8 protein-coding genes are annotated in these 21,141 nt (G+C 31.7%); 4 read left to right on the plus strand and 4 right to left on the minus strand.

All coding sequences use genetic code 11. From position 1 onward, the window contains the following. Nucleotides 1–16 precede the first annotated feature (16 nt). The gene (locus MED152_RS08405) at nt 17–11,128 is read left to right on the plus strand and encodes a T9SS type B sorting domain-containing protein (RefSeq protein WP_015481438.1); all 11,112 of its coding nucleotides are present in this window, start codon (nt 17–19) and stop codon (nt 11,126–11,128) included. Nucleotides 11,129–11,132: 4 nt separating this feature from the next. Further along, nucleotides 11,133–12,089, plus strand: coding sequence for a type IX secretion system membrane protein PorP/SprF (locus MED152_RS08410; RefSeq protein WP_015481439.1), 957 nt, complete (start codon nt 11,133–11,135; stop codon nt 12,087–12,089). 1 nt (nt 12,090) lies between these two features. On the opposite strand, the gene MED152_RS08415 is transcribed toward MED152_RS08410, so the two are convergent. The 4 genes from MED152_RS08415 to MED152_RS08430 form a co-directional block, all read right to left on the minus strand. Continuing rightward, nucleotides 12,091–12,978 (minus strand): aldose 1-epimerase, encoded by an 888-nt coding sequence (locus MED152_RS08415; RefSeq protein ID WP_015481440.1) that lies wholly within the window; start codon nt 12,976–12,978, stop codon nt 12,091–12,093. A 109-nt stretch (nt 12,979–13,087) separates the two neighbouring features. Then, nucleotides 13,088–14,410: a sugar MFS transporter gene (locus tag MED152_RS08420; protein WP_015481441.1), complete on the minus strand. Its 1,323-nt coding sequence runs from the start codon at nt 14,408–14,410 to the stop codon at nt 13,088–13,090. A gap of 36 nt (nt 14,411–14,446) precedes the next feature. Beyond that, a complete protein-coding gene (locus MED152_RS08425) occupies nt 14,447–15,169 on the minus strand; it encodes a LytTR family DNA-binding domain-containing protein (RefSeq protein ID WP_015481442.1) in 723 nt (240 codons plus the stop codon). Beyond that, a complete protein-coding gene (locus MED152_RS08430) occupies nt 15,166–16,158 on the minus strand; it encodes a sensor histidine kinase (protein WP_015481443.1) in 993 nt (330 codons plus the stop codon). The genes MED152_RS08425 and MED152_RS08430 overlap by 4 nt, the downstream gene beginning before the upstream one ends. A gap of 283 nt (nt 16,159–16,441) precedes the next feature. Here MED152_RS08430 and MED152_RS08435 point away from each other — a divergent pair, with 283 nt between their 5' ends. Together MED152_RS08435 and MED152_RS08440 are read left to right on the plus strand one after the other, a co-directional pair. Then, nucleotides 16,442–19,570, plus strand: a complete 3,129-nt coding sequence (locus MED152_RS08435) for a SusC/RagA family TonB-linked outer membrane protein (protein WP_015481444.1) — start codon at nt 16,442–16,444, stop codon at nt 19,568–19,570. Between the two features lie 12 nt (nt 19,571–19,582). Continuing rightward, nucleotides 19,583–21,109 (plus strand): SusD/RagB family nutrient-binding outer membrane lipoprotein, encoded by a 1,527-nt coding sequence (locus MED152_RS08440; RefSeq protein ID WP_015481445.1) that lies wholly within the window; start codon nt 19,583–19,585, stop codon nt 21,107–21,109. Nucleotides 21,110–21,141 lie beyond the last annotated feature (32 nt).

Genomic DNA, 21,141 nt, shown 5'->3' on the forward strand with positions numbered 1-21,141 from the left:
ATAATACCCCCACAAGATGAATACCCAACAAACCCTAAAGAAGTGTATAATTGCATTGATTGTAATTATAAGTTTTGCAAACCAAACCTACTCGCAAACTTTCGTAGAATTTAAACAACGACTGCAAAATGGAGGTGTAAACCTTAAAGGAGACATCACTTTTATTGCCAATAGTATTGTAAGTAAAAATCAAGATGGTACTGTACCTAATGATGATTACAATGGAAGCCAAGGAAACAATAAATTAAATCTAGATTATATAGATATTGATAATGATCCTACCACATTTTCTTCCAGCAAAGCAGCCTTAAATTTACCTGGCTGTTCTAAAGTAGTTTTTGCAGGTTTATATTGGTCTGCAGTATATCCAAGAAAATATTGGAATGATGTTAACAGTACAAGAGATGTAGATGTAAATACCATTAAATTTAAATTACCAAACCAAGAATATCAAGATGTTACAGGTGATGTTATTTTTGATGGACCAACCATTTCTGGCACCAAAGAAAAAATTGTTTATACCTGTTTTAAAGATATCACAACAATTATAGATGCCCAAGATTCACCAAATGGAGATTATGTTGCTGCCAATATAAAAGCCACTGTTAGAGGTAAAAGCAACACAGGTTCATCTGCAGGTTGGATTATGGTTGTAATCTATGAAAACGAGTTAGAGCCTACAAGAAGGGTTTCTATTTTTGATGGATTTACAGCTGTAAAAGGGGGTTCTAATTCTGTAAATGCAGAGGTTTCATATTCTGGTTTTAAAACAATTCCTAATGGGCCTGTAAGAGCAAAAATGTTGGTAGCTGCTTTAGAAGGTGATAAATCTATTAAGGGAGATCGTTTTCAAATGAAAGACATTAACGGAACTTTTCAAACCCTTTCTACACCAAACACAAACCCTGCAACTAACTTTTTTAACGGTTCTATTACAGTTAATGATCAATTCTTAGCCAACAGAAGTCCAAGTAGTGAAAACACCTTAGGTTTTGATGCTGATATTTTTAATCTGAACAACGTAAACAATCAACTTATTGCAAACGATCAAACAGATGCAGATATAAAATTAACCACTAGTGGAGATGGTTATTGGGTATTTCTAAATGCCATGAGTGTAGAAATTATAGAACCAGATATTGAACTCGTAAAAACCATAGAAGATACAAATGGTAATGATATTTCTGGGGGTGAAGTTAATTTAGGAAACGAAATTTGGTACAATATTGCATTTAGAAATAAGGGTAATGACAATGCTACAAATACTACAATCATAGACAGGTTGCCTAAAAATGTTGACTTATTCGAAACCGAACTTATAATGCCTTTAGGAGTAACTTACACCTACCAAGCACCAACAATAGCCAATGAATTTAGAGGTGAACTTGTATTTACAATTCCAGACAATTTAGTAGAGTTAGGTGACCCTACTTATAATATCAGGTTAAAAGTTAAAGTAGTAGAATCTTGTAATGAGTTAAGAGACGTTTGTTCTAACATTATTCAAAATCAAGCGTTTGTAAATTTCACAGGAGAAATAAATGGAGTAACCACAAACAACACACCTAGTTATTTTGGTGTAGACGCTTGTAATAGAGGTTATGAAGGGCCATCTAATTTCTTAGCAGATGTAGATCAATGTACGTATGAAAGAGAAGAAGTACTTTGTACAGACACTGTAGATTTAACTGCTGGAGCAGGATTTTTATCTTACACTTGGAAAAATGCAAATGGAGATGTTATTGGAAATACACAAACCATTACAGTAGATAAAGTTGGCAGATATACCGTAGATAAAGTTGCACCTGTAGGATGTATTAGCAGTCAAGAAATTATAAATGTAGTATCATTTATTACGCAACCAAACCCGGTTATTGACTTTGCAGACGAAGTAAAAGTATGTTCAGATGATGGTTCTGAGCTATCAGAAATTTATTTATGTGGTACAGAAAGTAGTAAACTTATTAAAACAAATATTTACAACTCAAATACCATTTTATGGCAAAAGTTAGATGAAGATTCTTGCATTGATGATAGCAGTGCAGATTGTCCAAATACGAGCAACTCTTGTACTTGGAACACTGTTAAAACTGGTAACGATTACAATGCAAACGAACCAGGAAAATATAGGGTAGAAATTCGAGCTCAAGGTGGTTGTTTTAAGCGTTATTATTTTGATGTTTTTCAAGCAACTTTAGATCCTTTAGTAGATAAAACAGATTTAATTTGTGGTAACATTGGTAATATAACCATCAATAATATTCCTGCTAATTATCAATTTAGTTTAACAAACGATATCAATACTTTTCAAGACAGTAATTCTTTTGATATTACTGCAGCTGGAACTTACACAGTATTCATTAGAAAAAAAGGTGGTTCTGCAACTTCTTGTGTTTATGAATTACCCGCAATTGATGTCTTTGAAAAAAACATAGAAGTAGATTTAATTGTAGACCAGATTCATTGTTCAGATTCTGATGGTACCATTAGAGTTCAAGTAAATAACGTAGATGGTGAGTATGTATATCAACTATTTAAAGGCGGACAACTATTATCTGAAACATCACCAAAAATAGACAACGATCATACCTTTGTTGTATCTGAAGCTGGTATTTATACTGTTAAAGTTACTGCTCCTAACAATTGTTCTTTTGAGGGTGATGTAACCATTACAAAACCAGAACCACTAGCATTAACAGCTGTTACTACCAAAAATATTAGTTGTACAAATGGTAGAATAGATTTAACAACTATAGGTGGTACCCCAATTTATAATTATGCAATTTGGTCTATAGATGGTGTAGAATTGTATGCAAACCCTACAACCATTCCAATCATTGAATTCTTTACAGATAGTTATTTAGAAATAGCTCCAGGAGATGAAGGTGTATATCAATTTGTAATTGTTGATGGTAACAATTGTTTCACGTTTTCCAATCCTACTGAAGTGATAGCAGAACCAGCTTTTACTTTTACTGAATCAATTCAAAATGTAACTTGTAATGGAAATCAGAATGGAAGTTTTACTATTACTCCAGATCAAGATGTAAATAACTACACCTTAAATTATAGTATAAATAATGGTACAAATTATCAAACAGAAAATTTATTTAGCAATTTAAATGCTGGTAACTATAAGGTTTTAATAAGAGCTACTAAAGCTTTAGATACTTGTAATTACACCAAAGATATTGTTATTACTGAAGCTGCAAAAATTACTGGTAATGCATCAATCACCCAAAATTACACTTGTAATGCAGATGCAACCATAACTTTTGATTCGGTTTCTGGAGGTAATACTCCATATACTTATAGTATAGATGGTGTTAATTTCTTTGAGGAAACTAGTTTTCCAAACTTAAAAGAAGGCACTTATACACCCATTATAAAAGATGCTAACGATTGTACTTTGGCTCTTAATGATATTATCATAGATCCTTTACCTACAGTACCTATTTTTACTACCAATTTAAGTTACAGCTGTACAGGAAATGCTACCATAGAAATTTTACCAAACACGACAGGATATTTGTATAGTTTAGATGGAAATCCGTTTACGAATTCAAATATTTTTGCTGATGTTCCAGAAGGGAATCATACCATTTCTATAAACATAGGTAGTGAGTGTTTAGAAGAAGTTCAAGTAACTGTTTTACCAAATCAAGGGTTTAACAGTTTTGTAGCCAACTCAACAGATATTTCTTGTTTTGGTGATGCAAATGGAAGTATTACAATAGAAGCTAGCAATTACAATTCCTCATTTGAATATTCTTTAAATGGTGGTTCTTGGGTTACTGCAAATGCATCTCCATTAACCATAAACAACCTAGATAAAGGTGATTATAGCCTACGTGTACAATCTGATAGTTGTACACTAGACTTAGGAAGTGTAACCATTTCTGAACCTAATGAATTGCAAGTTACAGCAAGTATAGCTCAAGAAATTACCTGTACAAATGCAACTGCAGTTTTAGATGTAAATGCAATTGGTGGTAATCCTCCTTATCAATATTCAATAGATAATGGAGCAACTTGGGTAGATGATTTTACAAGTGTTGTTGCTGGTAATTACACCATTAAAGCTAGAGATAGCAAAGGTTGTGAAACAGCAATAGGTGCTTCTATTACTGTAAACCCTGCAAAATCGTTATTAATAGATACCAGTGTAACTAGTTGTTTTAATGGTACAAATGGTGAAATTAAAATTGATGTTACTCAAGGTAATGACAATTACGTTTTCCGTTTAAATAATGGTCCTTGGCAATCACCAAGTACTGCAAATCCAAACACCTTTACTTTTACAAATCTTCAACCCAACACGTATACTGTTGAAGTAAAAGACGGATTTTCATGTGAAGTTTTAGAGCAAAACATTGTATTAAACAATCAATTAAATGCTAGTATTGTTACTGCAGATATTGGTTGTAATCCTGGTTCAATAAACGTAACTGCAACAGGTGGTGATAGCAATTATGTATATGCCTTTATTAGTGCAAGTGCTACAATTACCAATGCAGATTTTAGCGCAAATAGTAGTCAAAATATTACAACAGCTGGCGATTATAAAGTATATGTAAGAGACAATAATGGAGCTACAGATTATTGCGAATATTTAGATACTGTAACTATAAATAAAGCTGCAGATGTAGATATTACAGCTTCTGTAATTCAGCCAAAATGTTTTGATGAAAAAGGTAATTTAACTTTAGATTTTTCTGGAGGTCTTGCACCATATACTATTAATGTTTCAAATACCTTAGGGTTTACAGAAACCTCTACAAACATTTACAATACGACAAAAGAGTATTATAATTTAGATGCAGATACTTATACCATTACTATTACTGATGCCAATAATTGTTCAAAAACAATTAGTTCGCTTATAGAAAATCCTGTTGAATTAACTGCAACTATCAATCCTATTCTACCAACTTGTGGAGTTACAGATTTAAATCAATTTGGAATAGAATTTATTACCTCAAACAGTTATGCTCCTTATACTTTAGAATATTCTATTGATAATGGTACAACTTGGTCTAATAACAACACATTTATGAGCATAAGCTCAGGTACAGTATTTACACCTGTGTTGCGATTATTAGAAACAGATGGAGTAACTGTTAGGTGTATAAAAGTTTTAGATAATTTTAGAATGCCATTTCATGTATCTAATTTAATTGTTAGCTCTTCAGCTACAGGAGATTGTAAAGATGGTTTCCAAGTTACTGTAGAAGCTCAAGATGGTGTTGCTCCTTACGAATTTGCTGTAAATTCTACTAGCAATTGGGTATCTCCAACTATTGTAAATGGTACAACTTATGTTTTTGAAAACTTAACTCCTGGTTTAGGATATTACTTTTATGTAAAAGATGCAACTGGTTGTATTAAAGAAAATAGTGTAGATATTTACGACTCATTTACACCAGAAGTAGAAATAGCAGCAAACGTTACTCAAGAGGCTTGTGCAACTTCAGATACTGGTGAATTAACATTTACCATTAACGATCCTAGTAATAATTTATCAGGCACTTTAAATTGGCAATTGTTTGATGTTGATACCAATTTACCTGTCAGAAATGGTTCTCAAAGTAATTTAAATGATATTGTAGTTTCTAATTTGCCTGCAGGTAATTTCTATTTGGTAATTACAAATAATGCTTGCTCTTGGGGAAGCAGAAATGCAAGAATTAATAGAGGTGCAGAGATAAATGGTTCAATATCAGTTTTAAGAGATATTACTTGTAACCAACCAGGTATTGTAAATATTGATGCCATTTCTGGCGGATTTGGTGATTATACATTCACCTTAACAAGTACCAATTTCATCAACCCAATTATAACTCAAGATAGAGCTGTAGAAATAGATGTAAATAATTTAGTTGATGCTACAATTGCATCAACCATTAATGTAGCTGTTTCTGATGAGTTTTCTTGTTTAAAAGACTTAGGTAATGTTGTCATCAACATTAGCGAAAAACCAGAAATACAAAACATAACAAGCAATTTATGTACACTAAATAATAGCATTACAATAAATGCTTCTAAAGGATTGGCTCCATATTTTTATTCGATTGATAATGGCGTAACTTTTCAATCAGATGCCAATTTTTACGATTTAGCTGCTGGTAATTATACAGCTATTGTTATGGATAGCAATGGTTGTTTAAGTCTGCCAGAAAATGTTATTATTTATCCTCCTCTAAACTTTGAGGCGACTATTACTAAAAATTTAGATTGTACTCTAAATGCAGACGCTAGCGTAGAAATAAATGTATTACAAGGTTCTAATAATTACGAATATGAAGTTGTAAATAGTGCTAGCACAAGTATAATTTCTAGAACTACCTTAGCTTCTGCCACTGAAACTATTCAATTATCAGATGCAGGTGTGTATACAATTACCGTATTTGATTTAGCGACCAATTGTAGTAAAAGCATCACTGTAGAAGTTTTATCAAAAGAAGAACCTACCTTTACATTCAGTGTAGATAATAGCACCTGTTCTGGCACTAATTCTGGTACCATTGCATTGCAAAATAGCAACTCTAGTTTAGACTATACGTATTCAATATCGCCAGTTTCTGGTAGTTTCGATGCAACCACTAACAGTTTTATAAATGTTGCTCCAGGTACTTATACAATTACAGCACTTGGTAATAACAATTGTACAATTGTAGAGGCAAATGTTACTGTAAATGAGTTTGATCCTATTCAAATTCCTACACCAACTATTACCGATTTTTCTTGTACTACAGGAAATACTTACAACAACGCAAGTATAACAATAGATACTGCTTTGATTATGGGTGGTAGTGGTAATTATACACAAATAGATTTCATTAACAATAAGGGTACAGCAACTACTACAGATGATGAAATTGTACAAACAGGTAATAATGATACTTACATTTTAAGTGATACAAATGGTGGCAATTTTACTATAGTTGTTTACGATGATGAAGGTTGTTCTGCTTCCATTCAAACCAATGTAAATGAATTTTTTGCTTTAACCGATATTTTTATCACAGAAGATGTAAGCGCAGATTGTAAAACAGGTGCTTCTATTTCTGTAACCACAAATACAGAAGTTAATGGTGCAAACAAATCTTATACAATTTCAAACAACACTGGTTTTACAGAAACAAATACTACTGGAATTTTTAAAGATATAGCAGAAGGTAGTTATACAATTAGAGTACTTAATTTAGACACTAATTGTTACCTAGAAACAAACTATACCATAGAAAACGTAAATGAATTTGACATAATTGTTCAAAAAAATAACGATTTAAGTTGTGCAAATAGTGCAACTGGTAGTGTGTCCTTTCAGTTTTCTAGTACAACCATTTATTCAGGAAATTACGATTATGTTCTATTTGATAAAATCACCAATTTACCAACAACATTTGTAGGTTCTGGTTCAGGTGAAACTATAATTAATAATTTAACAGAAGGCGAGTATTATATAAAAATAACACAATTAGATATCCCTTTTTGTGATGTAGAATCAGCACCTTTTTCTATAGAAGGCCCTGCAGAAACCTTAGATTTTGACTTTATTACAACACCTATAACCTGTGTTTCTGCAAATAGTGGAACCTTATTAATTGATGCTTTTGGTGGTTGGCAAGAGTATGAATACCAATTAGCAACAGCTACTGGTACTATTATACAAAGCTTCTCTACCAACAATTCAATAGATAATTTAGCTGCAGAAAATTATATTATTTCTGTAAGAGATAAATTTAATTGTGTTGTAGATAAATCTTTTACATTAGAAAATCCGTTAGAAATTACAGCAGATATTACTGTTGCAGATTTGGTTTGTTTTGATGAAAAAGATGGCGCAATTACAGTATCAAATGTAGCTGGTGGTCAAGGCAATCCTGTAAAATACTATTATCAAATTCAAAAAGATAGTGGCATTTTAAGTGTTAAACAAGAAAGCAATGTTTTCGATAATTTAACTGCTGGTAATTATACTGTTGTTATTTCAGACGAATATTCGTGTTCAAAGACCTACAATGTAGTCATTGATAATCCTGATGCTGTTTTAGTTACTGCAAATATTACTACAGGTATTACTTGTTCTTCTAATTTATCTGAAGTTACCTTAAGTGCAAGTGGTGGTTCTGGAAATTATACGTATAGTAAAGACGGAATTTCTTTTACCAATTCTCCAATTTTTGAAGTTGCAGTGGGTACACATCAATTTTATGCAAAAGATGACAATGGCTGTATCTCTGAGGCTTCTGCAATTGTAGAAATCGATGCTTTAAATCCGTTAACTGCAATCTTAGATACAAGTGCAGCTAATGTAAGTTGTGCTGCAGAAACAGGAGCTGTAATATCGGCAATTGCCAGTGGTGGTTTTGGAAACTATCAATATGAACTATTAAATGATGCAGATGTAATACTTAGAAACAGGCAAGATGAAGATACTTTTAGTGGTTTATCATCTGGTACTTATAAAATTAGAGTGTATAGTGAAGATTGTGTATTTACTACAGAAAGTTACACTATTACAGAACCTGTAGCTTTAGAAATACAAACTCCAGTTGTAGTTTCTAACATAAGCTGTTTTGGTAATTTAGATGGTAGTATTGTAATTAATGCAACTGGTGGAACAGGAGATTTAGTATACAGTATAGATCAAGTTAAGTATGAATCTATAAACGTATTTAATAATTTACCAGCAGGTATTTACAATGTTACTGTACAAGATGAAAGTGGTTGTTTTGTAAGTGAAACTGTAGAAATTACAGAACCAGACCAATTAACTTCTAATGCAATAAACGTTCAACAAGAATTATGTTTAGGTAGTAAAAATGCTGCTTTCGATTTAGAAATTACAGGTGGAAATCCTCCTTATAAAACAAGCTTAAATGGAGCCGCTTTTGTAGAAAATCAGCTTTCATTTAGCAATTTAGAAGGTGGTAAAACCTATGTAATTTTTATAGAAGATGCTAAAGGATGTGAAGATTTTCTTGTAGTGCCTTTAGAGGAGGCTGTAGAGGTTAATTTAACCACCAACACAACCTTAAGTTGTACCAATTACCTATCTACAATTGAGGCTTCTGTAAATGCATCTGCATCAAGCAAAGTGCAATATTCTATCAATAATGGTGCTTTACAAACGTCGGGTATTTTTAGTGATTTGGCTAGTGGTACGTATACTGTAACTGCCCTTCATGAAAATGGCTGTGAAGTGTCTGAACAAATTATAATTAATAATCCTAATCCACTTACAATAGAAGGGGTTTCAACACAAGATATACTTTGTTTTGGGGGAAACAATGGTAGTATTGTAGTTACCTCTTCAGGTGGACAAGGAGTGGTTAGTTATAGTATAGATGGCATTAACTTTCAAACTGATAATACATTTACAAACCTAAGCAAAGGCACTTATCAAGTTACCATAAAAGATGAGTTAGATTGTCAAGTTGTTTCTACTGCTGTAGTTATTGATGAAGTAGAAGAGCTGAAAGTAAGCTTAAAAGACATTCAGCATGCTACTTGTTTTGGAGAAAGTGATGCTGGTTTCGAAATAGAAATTGAAGGTGGTACTGCTCCTTATAATGTAAAATTAGACAATGGTGCTTCTGTGGAAAATCAGTTTATATTTTCTGATTTAGAAGGTGGTAAAACCTATCAAATTACTGTAGTTGATGCTAACAATTGTACTACCAATTTCTCTGTAGATATAGAAGCTGGAGTATCATTAAACTTAACTACAAACACTACTTTAAATTGTATTAATTACCTGTCTGAAATAGAAGCTACTGTTAATGCATCAGAAGCAAGCAAAGTGCAATATTCTATCAATAATGGTGCTTTACAAACGTCAGGTATTTTTAGTGATTTGGCTACTGGTAGCTATACAATAACAGCGGTTCATGAAAATGGCTGTGAAGTATCTGAACAAGTTATAATTAATAATCCTAATCCACTTACAATAGAAGAGGTTACATCAGAAAATATACTTTGTTTTGGGGGAAACAATGGTAGTATTGTAGTTACCTCTTCAGGTGGACAAGGAGTGGTTAGTTATAGCATAGATGGTACAAACTTTCAGACTGATAATACTTTTGCTAACCTAAGTCCTGGCACTTATCAAGTTACAATTAAAGATGAGTTGAACTGTGAAGTTAATTCTACAGAAGTAACTATTGATGAAATAGATGAACTTAAGGTAAGTGTAAAAGATATCCAGCAAGCCACGTGTGTTGGAGAAAGTGATGGTGGTTTCGAAATTGAAATTGAAGGTGGTACTGCTCCTTATAATGTAAAATTGGATAATGGTGCTTTTGTAGAAAATCAGTTTGCATATTCTAATTTAGAAGGTGGTAAAACCTATCAAATCATTGTGGTTGATGCTAACAATTGTACCACCAATTTCTCTGTAGATTTAGAATCTAGTGTTAACCTAGACTTGGTTTTATCTCCTGAATATACTTGTAATAATAATGCTACTGTTTTTGCTTTAGTAGATGATTTATATGAAGGTGATGTAACCTATACCATAAATGGTACAAATCCTCAGCAAGAAGGTATTTTTATAGAGTTAGTTCCTGGTAATTATACTATTACTGCTACTCATAAAAACGGTTGTTCTACAAGTGAAACTATTTCAATTAAAGAGAATCCTGAGTTAATTTTAGAAATAGATACCTCAGAAATAAATAAACTAATTGCCAACGCTTCTGGTGGTGTTCCTCCTTATACTTACAGCATAGATAATGGTTCGTTTACGCCAGAAAACACCTTTATAATTTCTGAAACTCGAATTTATAATATTGCTGTAAAAGACAGCAGAGGTTGTGTAGAATACATTGCTATTTTGGGTGAGTTTATAGATATCGAAATTCCGAATTTCTTTACACCAAATGGAAATGGAAAACACGATTGCTGGTATCCTACAAAAGTTAAAGACTATCATAATATAGAAGTTTTAATATATGATAGATACAGCAGATTACTTAAAACTTTTAAAGGCGTAAACAATTGTTGGGATGGTTTATACAACAACAAACCACTTCCTTCAGGTGATTATTGGTATGTAATTTATTACGATCAAAAACCAGGAGTGAGAAGAAGATTAATGGGCAACTTTACTTTATACAGATAAAAAAATGAGAAAAATATATATTCTACTACTTACCTTACTTTTTAGCGCAAATATTAATGCTCAAGAAGTAAATCTACCTCAATACTTAAATTATTTAGGAGACAATCCTTTTGCCATAACACCAGCTTATGTTGGTATTGGCTCTGGATTACGATTTAGATTAAATGGATTATCACAATGGGTAGGTATTAAAAACGCCCCAGAAACCCAATCTCTCTCTATAGAAAGTAGACTTGCAGATAGATTTGGAGGTGGCTTAACCATCTTTAAAGATGCAAATGGTAACACCTCACAACAAGGTTTTAAGGCCACTTTTGCAAGTCATTTAATTCTGAGTGATGTAAACCAAAGCTTTTTCTCCTTTGGTTTTACTTATAGTTTAGTGATGTTTAACATTAATGCAAATAGCTTTGAAGATTTAGATGCAGGCTTAGGAAACACCTTAAACTTTAATACCTCTAATTTTGATGTAAGTTTTTTATATCGATATAATGATTATGGAGTGAGTTTTAACGTATCTAATATTTTAGACAAAAAAGACCGATTTTTCTCTAATGGAGAACCAATTATTCTAAGACGATATTCACTCTACAATTACTATATTTTTACTCGTTTTTACGGTGATTATGAATTTGAACCTTCTATTCTAGTTGAGTATTTAGAAGGCGATCAAAGATCGAGAACCGATTTAAATTTAAAAATTAGAAAACGAACAGCAAGTGGCTATATTTGGGCAGGTTTCACCTATAATTTCTTAAATGACCAATTGTTTAATCCAAACACTTTTGCGCCTTTAGTGGGTATAAAATCGGGTAATTTGTATGCGTCCTATGGTTTTGGAATCAACATAAATAATACACAAAGTTTTAATGTAGGTTCACATATGATTACACTTGGCTTCGACTTTAAGAAAAGAGAAAGTTTAGCAAGATGTACTAAGAAATTTTACATGTTTCAATAACTTAATCAACAAGCTCTAAATCCCAATTTTGAACATAGGTCGCTTCTGGTTCTAATACTTGAAGCCCTATGTTATTATTAAAATTGTTAGCAACTCCTGTTAATGGCTCTATAGCAATTAATGGGAGTTTTTTTGGCGTAAAAACTTGATAGTAATTCTTATTAGCATCTGAGGTAATTTTTAAATGATAATCAGGCGTTTTTAAAATAGCCTTATTATCTTTTAATATAAAACAGTCATCTAAGTCTGCATCTTTTAATGCAATTTCACCATCAAAATTATAATCAGCTAACTTTTCAGCTACCATATTTTCATTGAACACTGCTTTTTTTTCACAAGAAAGTGCTAAAAAGCTTTCCTGAAAATTGGTAACTTTAAAATAAGGATGCCATCCTAAAGTAAAAGGAAAAGCTTTATCATCTATATTTTTAATAGTAACTCTTGTGTTTAAATGCGACTCAAATAAAGTGTAAGTAACCGATAAAAAATAAGTGAAAGGAAAGCCATCTACAGGGTTTTTCTCATAATAATTAAAGGTAACAGAACAATTATCTTGATGTTCTTCAGGCTCAAAAATTTCAAAGGTTTTGTTGTAAACTAAGCCATGAATTGCATTGTTTTTATTATTACAATCTAGTTGATAATCATCAAACTTAAATTGATAAGCACCATTTTCTATTCTACCTGCAAACGGAAATAAAATTGCTGAAGCATATGAGTTTTTATAGTCAAAATTGGCTTGTTCTTCAATTACAACTTTGTTGTTTAACGTTAAATCAACCAACCTTGCACCTTCATTTAAACCAATCTTTGCAATAGCTGTTTTGTCTTTATTAGACAGTTCTACAACAGTATTTTCCTTTTCTTTTAAAACATTAATTTTAAACACAGTATACTTTTAAAGAGTTATATATAATTGTGTTTGCCTAGCAAACTTTTCTTTAAAAATACAAGTTATCCTTTAATTTGAAAAAGAATTGAATCTAGTTTTTAAAATTTTAAGATTGCACCTTTTTTAAACCTACTTTATGACCCCAAAAAGCGTAGTAGAAAATAATTAAATAACAAGGTAACAAAATCCAATAACCAAAAGAGGCTGCTTCTGCCATTGCTGAAACTTCATTTGCCCCATCTACTATTAAACTTTCTTTCTTATTATCTACAAATGCACCATATAAAGGCGGAATAATTGCGCCACCAGAAATTGCCATAATTAAAAGCGCTGATGCTGTTTTGGTAAATTTACCCATACCTGTTAACGCTAAAGGCCAAATTGCTGGCCAAACCAAGGCATTTGCTATACCAAGAGCAGCAACAAATAATACTGATGTAAAGCCAGTAGTAAATACAATACAAAATGATAAAACAATACCTAAAATTGCACTTGCTTTTAATGCAAAAGCTTGGCTAATATATTTAGGAATTAAAATAACCCCTAAAGCATAAGTTGCAACCATAGCCATTAAAGTAAATAAGGTAAAAAACTTAGCTTGCTCAACAGGTATGTCTAAAGATATACCATAAGCAATTATGGTATCTCCAGCTACAACCTCTACACCTACATATACAAATAAGGCCAACACACCTAACCATAAATGTGGAAATTGAAATATACTAGATTTTGCTTTTTCACCTGAAGAAGATTCCTCAATTGGAGCTGCTTCTACATGTGGTAAAGGTGCTTTTCTAATTAAAATACCAAGTATAAAAAGAACAACAGCCATAGCTATATAAGGTGTTATAACACTATCAGCCATAGTATCTAATAAACTAGCTTTTTCAGTAGCATCTACAGTAGCTAGTTTATCTTTAATTTCATCTATTCCAGATAATAAAATAGCTCCAAATATTACAGATCCTAAAGAACCTGCTACTTTATTTGCAATACCCATAATTGCAATTCTTTTTGCTGCACTTTCTATTGGGCCTAAAATGGTAATGTATGGGTTTGATGCTGTTTGAAGCAAAGTCATTCCTGCTCCTTGAATAAAGATAGCAGTTAAAAACATCCAATATGTTCTAGCATTTGCTGCTGGTATAAAAACCAAAGCACCAATAGCCATAATTATTAAACCTAAAGACATTCCTTTTTTATATCCTATTTTATTTATGATAGATGATGCTGGTAATGCCATTACCACAAATGAAATGTAGGAAGCTGAGGCTACTAAATAAGATTCTGCATCTGTAAGTTCGTTAATGGTTTTCATAAACGGAATAAGTGCTCCATTGATCCAAGTAACAAATCCGAAGATAAAAAATAGCCCTGCAATAATTATAATTGGAACTAGTGTACTGTTTTTTTGTGCTGAATTAGCCATATGTTTTAGATTGTGATTGATTGATTTTACGTGAGCTTATTTTTCTTTATCGTCATTAATATTAAAAATGCGCTCTTTAGTTTGTTTTACATAGTTTCTACCAATAGGAATTTTTCTATTCGAAATTTCTACAGTATTGCCTTCTAAAGCAATTACCTTGTTTACAGAAATGGTGTAAGATCTATGAATACGTATAAAGTTAGATTGTGGTAATTCTTCTGTAATTGCAGTTAAAGATTTATGTACAACATAGTCTCCTATAGTTGTAATAACTTTAATGTAGTCTTTTAAGCTTTCTATGTAAAGAATATCATTAAGGTTAATTTTAATCAACTTTTTATTTACTTTTAAGAAGATATGTGGCTCTTGTTGTAAAGTAACATCTGCTTTTGCGTTGTTTAAATATACTTGTTGATATACCTTGTTAATGGTTTTTAAAAATCGATTAAATGGTATTGGTTTTACTAAATAATCTAAAATATTTAGTTCGTAACTTTTTACAGCATACTCTCTATAAGCGGTTGTAATTACAATTAGTGGTTTGTAAGTTAGGTTTTCTATAAAGGTAAAACCTGTCATTTTTGGCATGTTAATGTCTAGAAAAATAAGGTCTATTTTTTCTTGCTCCAAAACACGATATGCATTTAATGGATTATTAAATGTTTCTACGATTTCTATATGATCAAAATTTTTTAAATGATTTTCAATCACAGAAATTGCCAATGGTTCATCATCAATTATAATACACTTAATTTTCATTTAATGGGGATTTTTAAAAAAAGATTGTACGTATTTTCTTCAATTTGAGTCTCTAAAACATAATTATTAGAAAAGAGCAAATTTAATCGTCTTTTTGCATTTTCATTGCCAATTCCGTTGTTTGTTTTTAAAGAAATTTCTGGATTAAATGTATTGGAAATTGTAAACTCTAAATAATGGGTTGGTAAAATGGTAAAATTGATTTTTATTTCTAATTTATCTGTGCCTTTCATTCCATGTTTAAAGCAATTTTCTACAAAAGACAAAAACAATAATGGTGGTACATCTACATCTTCTATATCTCCTGTAATATCTACTTCTGCATCTACCCTGTTTTCAAAACGCAAGCGTTCTAAATCTATATAATTATTAATATGAATTATTTCTTCTAACAAATTGGCTTTAGTACTATTTACATCATACAAAATATACTGCATCATGTCAGATAATTTTATCACCAACCTTGGTGCATTATCGCTCTTTTTGAGGGTTAAAGCATACAAATTGTTTAACGTGTTAAAAAAGAAATGAGGCTGAATTTGGGTTCTTAAATATTTAAGCTCTGTACTTAATTGTAGTTTAGCTAGTTCTTCATTTCTTCTTCTTTCTATAGACCAATCTATAACCAGTTTAATAGCAGTTACAAAACCAATTACATACAATTCACCCAATACAACTGCTATAATATGATTTACTACCATAAACTGAGCTGGGCTATCTGCCTCTGGCCAAATATCTTTAGTAACCAATAAATAATTTAAACCTGTTCTTACTAAATAAACCAAGGCTAACATTGCCACTAAAGACATAATGTACGTCCAATACTTTTTTCGTAAAATAAATTTAGGAATTAGGTAGTAAATATTGATGTATACAAATATGATATGAATAGGAAATTCTACTAAATTCGATTTTATAGAATACCAATAATCATTAAAATAACTACCCCATCTTAAAACATTAAATAAAAAATATCCCAACCAAAACATCACGTGATATTTGATTGCAAAAGCGTTTCTCGGTTTTTTATTAAATGATATGATAATGGTTGTATTAAATGGTTTTTTTTGCTAAAAATGCATTAAGTTGCGACAATATTAATAATATATTTACTATTTGACAATAAAATTGCCAATACATTATTTTAAGAAAAACGCTAATAGATAAAACAAAGTTGTTTGTCTGTAAAAAGATGTTGTTTAGATATTTTTTTTTAAAACAAATTTGATAATGAATAGTTTGGCTCAACTTAAAACATAAAATAATTAAATTATGAAACACAATTTACGATTACTTTTCTTGTTTTCTTTTTTAGTGTTATTTGCTCAAACTTCTTTTGCGCAAACAAAAGAAATTTCAGGAACTGTAACTTCTAAAACCGATAACATTCCACTTCCAGGAGTAACAGTTATAATAGAAGGTACAACTGTAGGTACAGAAACTGATTTTGATGGAAAATATACATTGAAAGCAAATGTAGGAGACGTACTAGTTTACTCTTACTTAGGAATGAAAAGCCTAAAGAAAACAGTTGCAAACCAAACAACCATTAACGTAGCATTAGAAGATGATGCAGACCAATTAGACGAAGTTGTAATTACTGCTTTTGGCATAAAACGTGAAGCAAAAAAACTGGGTTATTTAGTTCAAGAAGTAAATAGTGAAGACTTAACAGTAGCTGCAGATCCAAATATGGCAACAGCTTTAAGAGGTAAAATTGCAGGGGTAGAAATTAGATCTGGAGCAACAGGCCCTGGTTCATCTACAAACATTACTATTAGAGGTATTAGCTCTTTAAGTGGTAGTAACCAACCCTTAATTGTTATTGATGGTGTTGTAGTTAGTAATACCAACATTGGTCAAGGAGATTTTGCTGGTGGGTTCGATTTTGGAGATGGTTTCTCTAACATAAACCCAGATGATATTGAAAGAATATCTGTTCTTAAATCAGGTAACGCAACTGCATTATATGGTTATAGAGGTGCAAATGGGGTAATCTTAATTACTACAAAATCTGGTAAATCTGGAAAAGTAAAAGTAGATGTTAGTTCTGCTGCTTCTTTCGATAATGTATTGGTTAGCCCTAAATTTCAAAACCAATATGGTCAAGGAAGATTTGATACTGCTACAAATACATTAGAATATAATATAATTGATGGTGGTAGTTGGGGTCCAAGATTAGATGGTACACAAAGAGAACGTTTTGACGGAGTTGGTACTGCAGAATATTCTGCAAATCCAGGAGACTTTAAAGACTTCTACAGCACAGGTACAACATTTACAAATAGTGTTATTGTATCTCAAGCAAAAAACGGAACAGACTTTAAATTATCTTATGGTAATTTATCAAATGAATCTATACAAAAAGGAGCTACTTTAAACAGACATAATTTTGGTTTAAAAGCCGGAATTGATGTTAACGAAAAAATTAGAGTTTCTGGTAAAATAGATTATACTAGACAAAAAGGAGAAAATAGACCAGAGCTAACAGATGGCCAGTCTAATACTATAAAGGCGCTTTCTACAAAGCCTAGAAATATCTCTAATAGTTTGCTAGCTAATAACTACTTAAAAGCAGATGGTACACCAAATAATTGGGCAGGTAGCTTTACCATGAACCCATATTATGCTACAAATACTTTATTAAATGAAGATGAAACTAACAGATATATAGGTTTAATCAGTTTAGATATAGACTTGTTAGAAGGTTTAAAATTAAATGCAAGAGCCTCTCAAGATTTATCTTTCACAAATGCTTTTATTTATAGAGAAAAAGGTGCTTTTGATATTGCTCCTAATGGTAAATTAGATGAGTTTAACACTACATCAAAAACTACAAGTTATGATTTACTTTTAAACTATAATACAGAACTTAGTGATGATTTTTCATTGACAGCTGCCTTTGGTTTAAACCAAATTAACAGTAGTTTTAAATCGATTGTAACTGTAGGAGAAACTTTTGTACAAGACAATTTCTTTTCTTTCAACAATTTTAAATCTAAAAACATCAATCCGTCTTTAGTAAGAAGTAAATCAAATTCTGTTTTTGGTTCTGCAACTTTTGGTTATAAAAATTATGCCTTCTTAGAAGTTACAGCACGTAATGATTGGTCTTCTACTTTACCTATAGATGATGCCTCGTTTTTCTACCCATCTGTTGGTGGTAGTGTAGTACTTAGTGATGCTATACCAAGTTTGGTAGATAATAATTTTCTTAGTTATTTAAAATTAAGAGCAGGTTATGCAAAAACAGGTAATGCTACAGACCCTTATAATTTACAGAATACTTATTTAATTTCTTCATCAGAATACAACAACCAATTGTTTTATTTCTTTGGCGTAAATGAAGAAGGTGCAGGTGCAGGTGCTTCTTTAAGAAACCCTAACTTAGTAGCAGAAATTTCTACCAATGTTGAGTTTGGTTTTGATACTCGTTTTTTTAATGATCGTCTAACATTCAATGCTACCTACTATAATATTGATACCAAAAATCAAATCTTAGAGCTTTCTTTACCACCATCAAGTGGTGCAAATCAGCAAGTAATTAATGCTGGTTTAATTAACAATAAAGGTTTTGAATTAGGTTTATCTGCAGAAGTTATTAAAAGCAAAGACTTTAACTGGACTACCAATGTTAATTTCTCTAAAAACATTAGTAAAATAGAAGAATTAGCTCAAGGTATAGAAGTTCAGGTAAGAGAGCGTCAATTTAATGATGTAGTACAAGTTGGAGGTAAATTAGGAGACCCACTTTGGTCTTTATTTGGCTCTACTTATGAAAGAGATACTAATGGCAACATTATGTACGATTCTAATGGTTTGCCAATGGTTGGTGGAATTGATAAAATAGGTTCTACAAATCCAGATGCATTAGCCAACTTAAGAAACACATTTACCTATAAAAACTTCTCATTATCTGTGTTATTAGATGCTAAGTTTGGTGGAGATGTATTCTCATTCTCAGATATGGTTCGTGCAACTTCAGGTACAGATGAAATTACTTTAGAAGGTAGAGAATATTTTACTGGAGGAAATGGAATTTTAGTACCAGATGGAGCTGTTATAGACGGAACTTTAGATCCTGATGTAGCTGCTAGAGGTGTAAATCCACAAGAATACTGGGGACGTTTAGGACAAATTTCAGAACGTTGGGTACAAGATGCAAGTTTTGTAAAACTAAGAGAGTTATCTATTAGTTACAACTTCCCTAACACAGTGTTAGACAAACTAAATATTTCTAGATTATCGTTAAGTTATTTTGGTAGAAATTTAGCAATCTTACATAAAAACACAGCAAATTTTGATCCAGAAACTGGGTTTAATAATAGCTTTAGTGGTGTTGAATATTTTGGATTCCCATCAACATCTAGTCATGGAATCAAATTAAATGTATCATTCTAAACTAATAAAAAGATGAAAATATTAAAATTTATAGCTATTAGTTTTATAGCATCAACACTTTTTTTGGGTTGTACAGATGGTTTTGAAGAAATCAACACAGACCCTTATAACCCAACAGAAGCACCTGTACAAGGAATAATGGCTGCTGTTCAGTATTACGAATTTGCAGAACCAAGGTTTCTTACTTGGAGAGGTAATTTAATTTACTCAAGTCAGTTTGCTAACCAATTTAGTTACAATTACGCTGGTGCTTGGTTTGGTGCAGATGCTTTTCAAAACAACCAAGGTTGGACAAATGCAATTTTTGACAACTCATATAAAAAGGTTACTCTAAGTAGTAGAAACCTTTTAAAGACCTACACAGAAACTAATGATGTTAATGGTGTAGCAGTTTCTAAAATTATGATGTCTTGGTTTTTTCAAAAAATGACAGACATTTATGGAGATATTCCTTACAGTGATGTAATTGGTGCAGAATTAATCTTAGAAAACCCTAAACCAACTTACGATTCTCAATCATCAATCTATAAAGGTATCATAGATGATTTAAAGGTTCAAATCGATGCAATTGGTAGTTCTACTACAATCATTGCAGGTGCAGAAGGAGATTATGTGTATCAAGGAGACCCTCAAAAATGGAAAACCTTTGCCAATACTTTAAGATTAAGAATGGCATTAAGAGGTAGAGATGCATTTATTGCTGATGGAGATCAGGCTTATATAGATCAAGTAATTTCAGAATGTTTAGCAAGCCCTTTAATTGACGAAACCAATCAAGCTCTTTTAAAGCGTTCAGAATCTGCTTTAATTTTATCATTCTTAGATGGTGGTTTTGAAGATGTGTATCATGGTTTTGGTGGTATTGGTTCCAAGTTTACCATCGCAAAAAGGTATCTAGATTTATTAGATAACAATAATGATCCAAGGTTAGAAAAAGTAGCAGTACCATCTGCTGTTGGTAATGCTTATCAAGGTTCAGCTATTGGTTCAAGAACTCAAATTGCCAGAGATGAATTGGTAACACCATCATCATTAATTATTGGGAATTCTACTACAGAAGTAGCAGATATTGTACCTGTAAAAGTATTATCTGCAAGTGAGTCTTATTTCTTACAGGCAGAAGCAGCAATGCTTGGTTATGGAGGTAATGCAAATACTTTATACCAAGAAGGAATTAGAGCTAGTATGAATTTTTGGCAAGTAAATGCTGCTGATGCATCAGACTTTATTACTAACGAACCTATTGCCAATTTATCTGGTTCTAATGAAGATCAACTTAAAATGATCTGGAACCAAAGATGGTTAAATTCTTTAATGAATGGTTATGAAGCATGGGCTCTTGTTAGAAGAACTAACTTAATTCCAGATTTAACAGACAACACTAACTTTTGGGTTACACAACCTAATAATGGCGCTATTCCTAAAAGGTTACCATATTCAAGTACAGAAGCAGTTTCTAATGCAGATAATGTAAATGCTGCAATTACTGCTCAAGGACCAGATGAAATGACCACTGCAATTTGGTGGGACAGAAACTAAAACAATTATAATTTGTCTTTATTGATTTAGCA

It is taken from the genome of Polaribacter sp. MED152 (assembly GCF_000152945.2).
Lineage (GTDB): Bacteria > Bacteroidota > Bacteroidia > Flavobacteriales > Flavobacteriaceae > Polaribacter.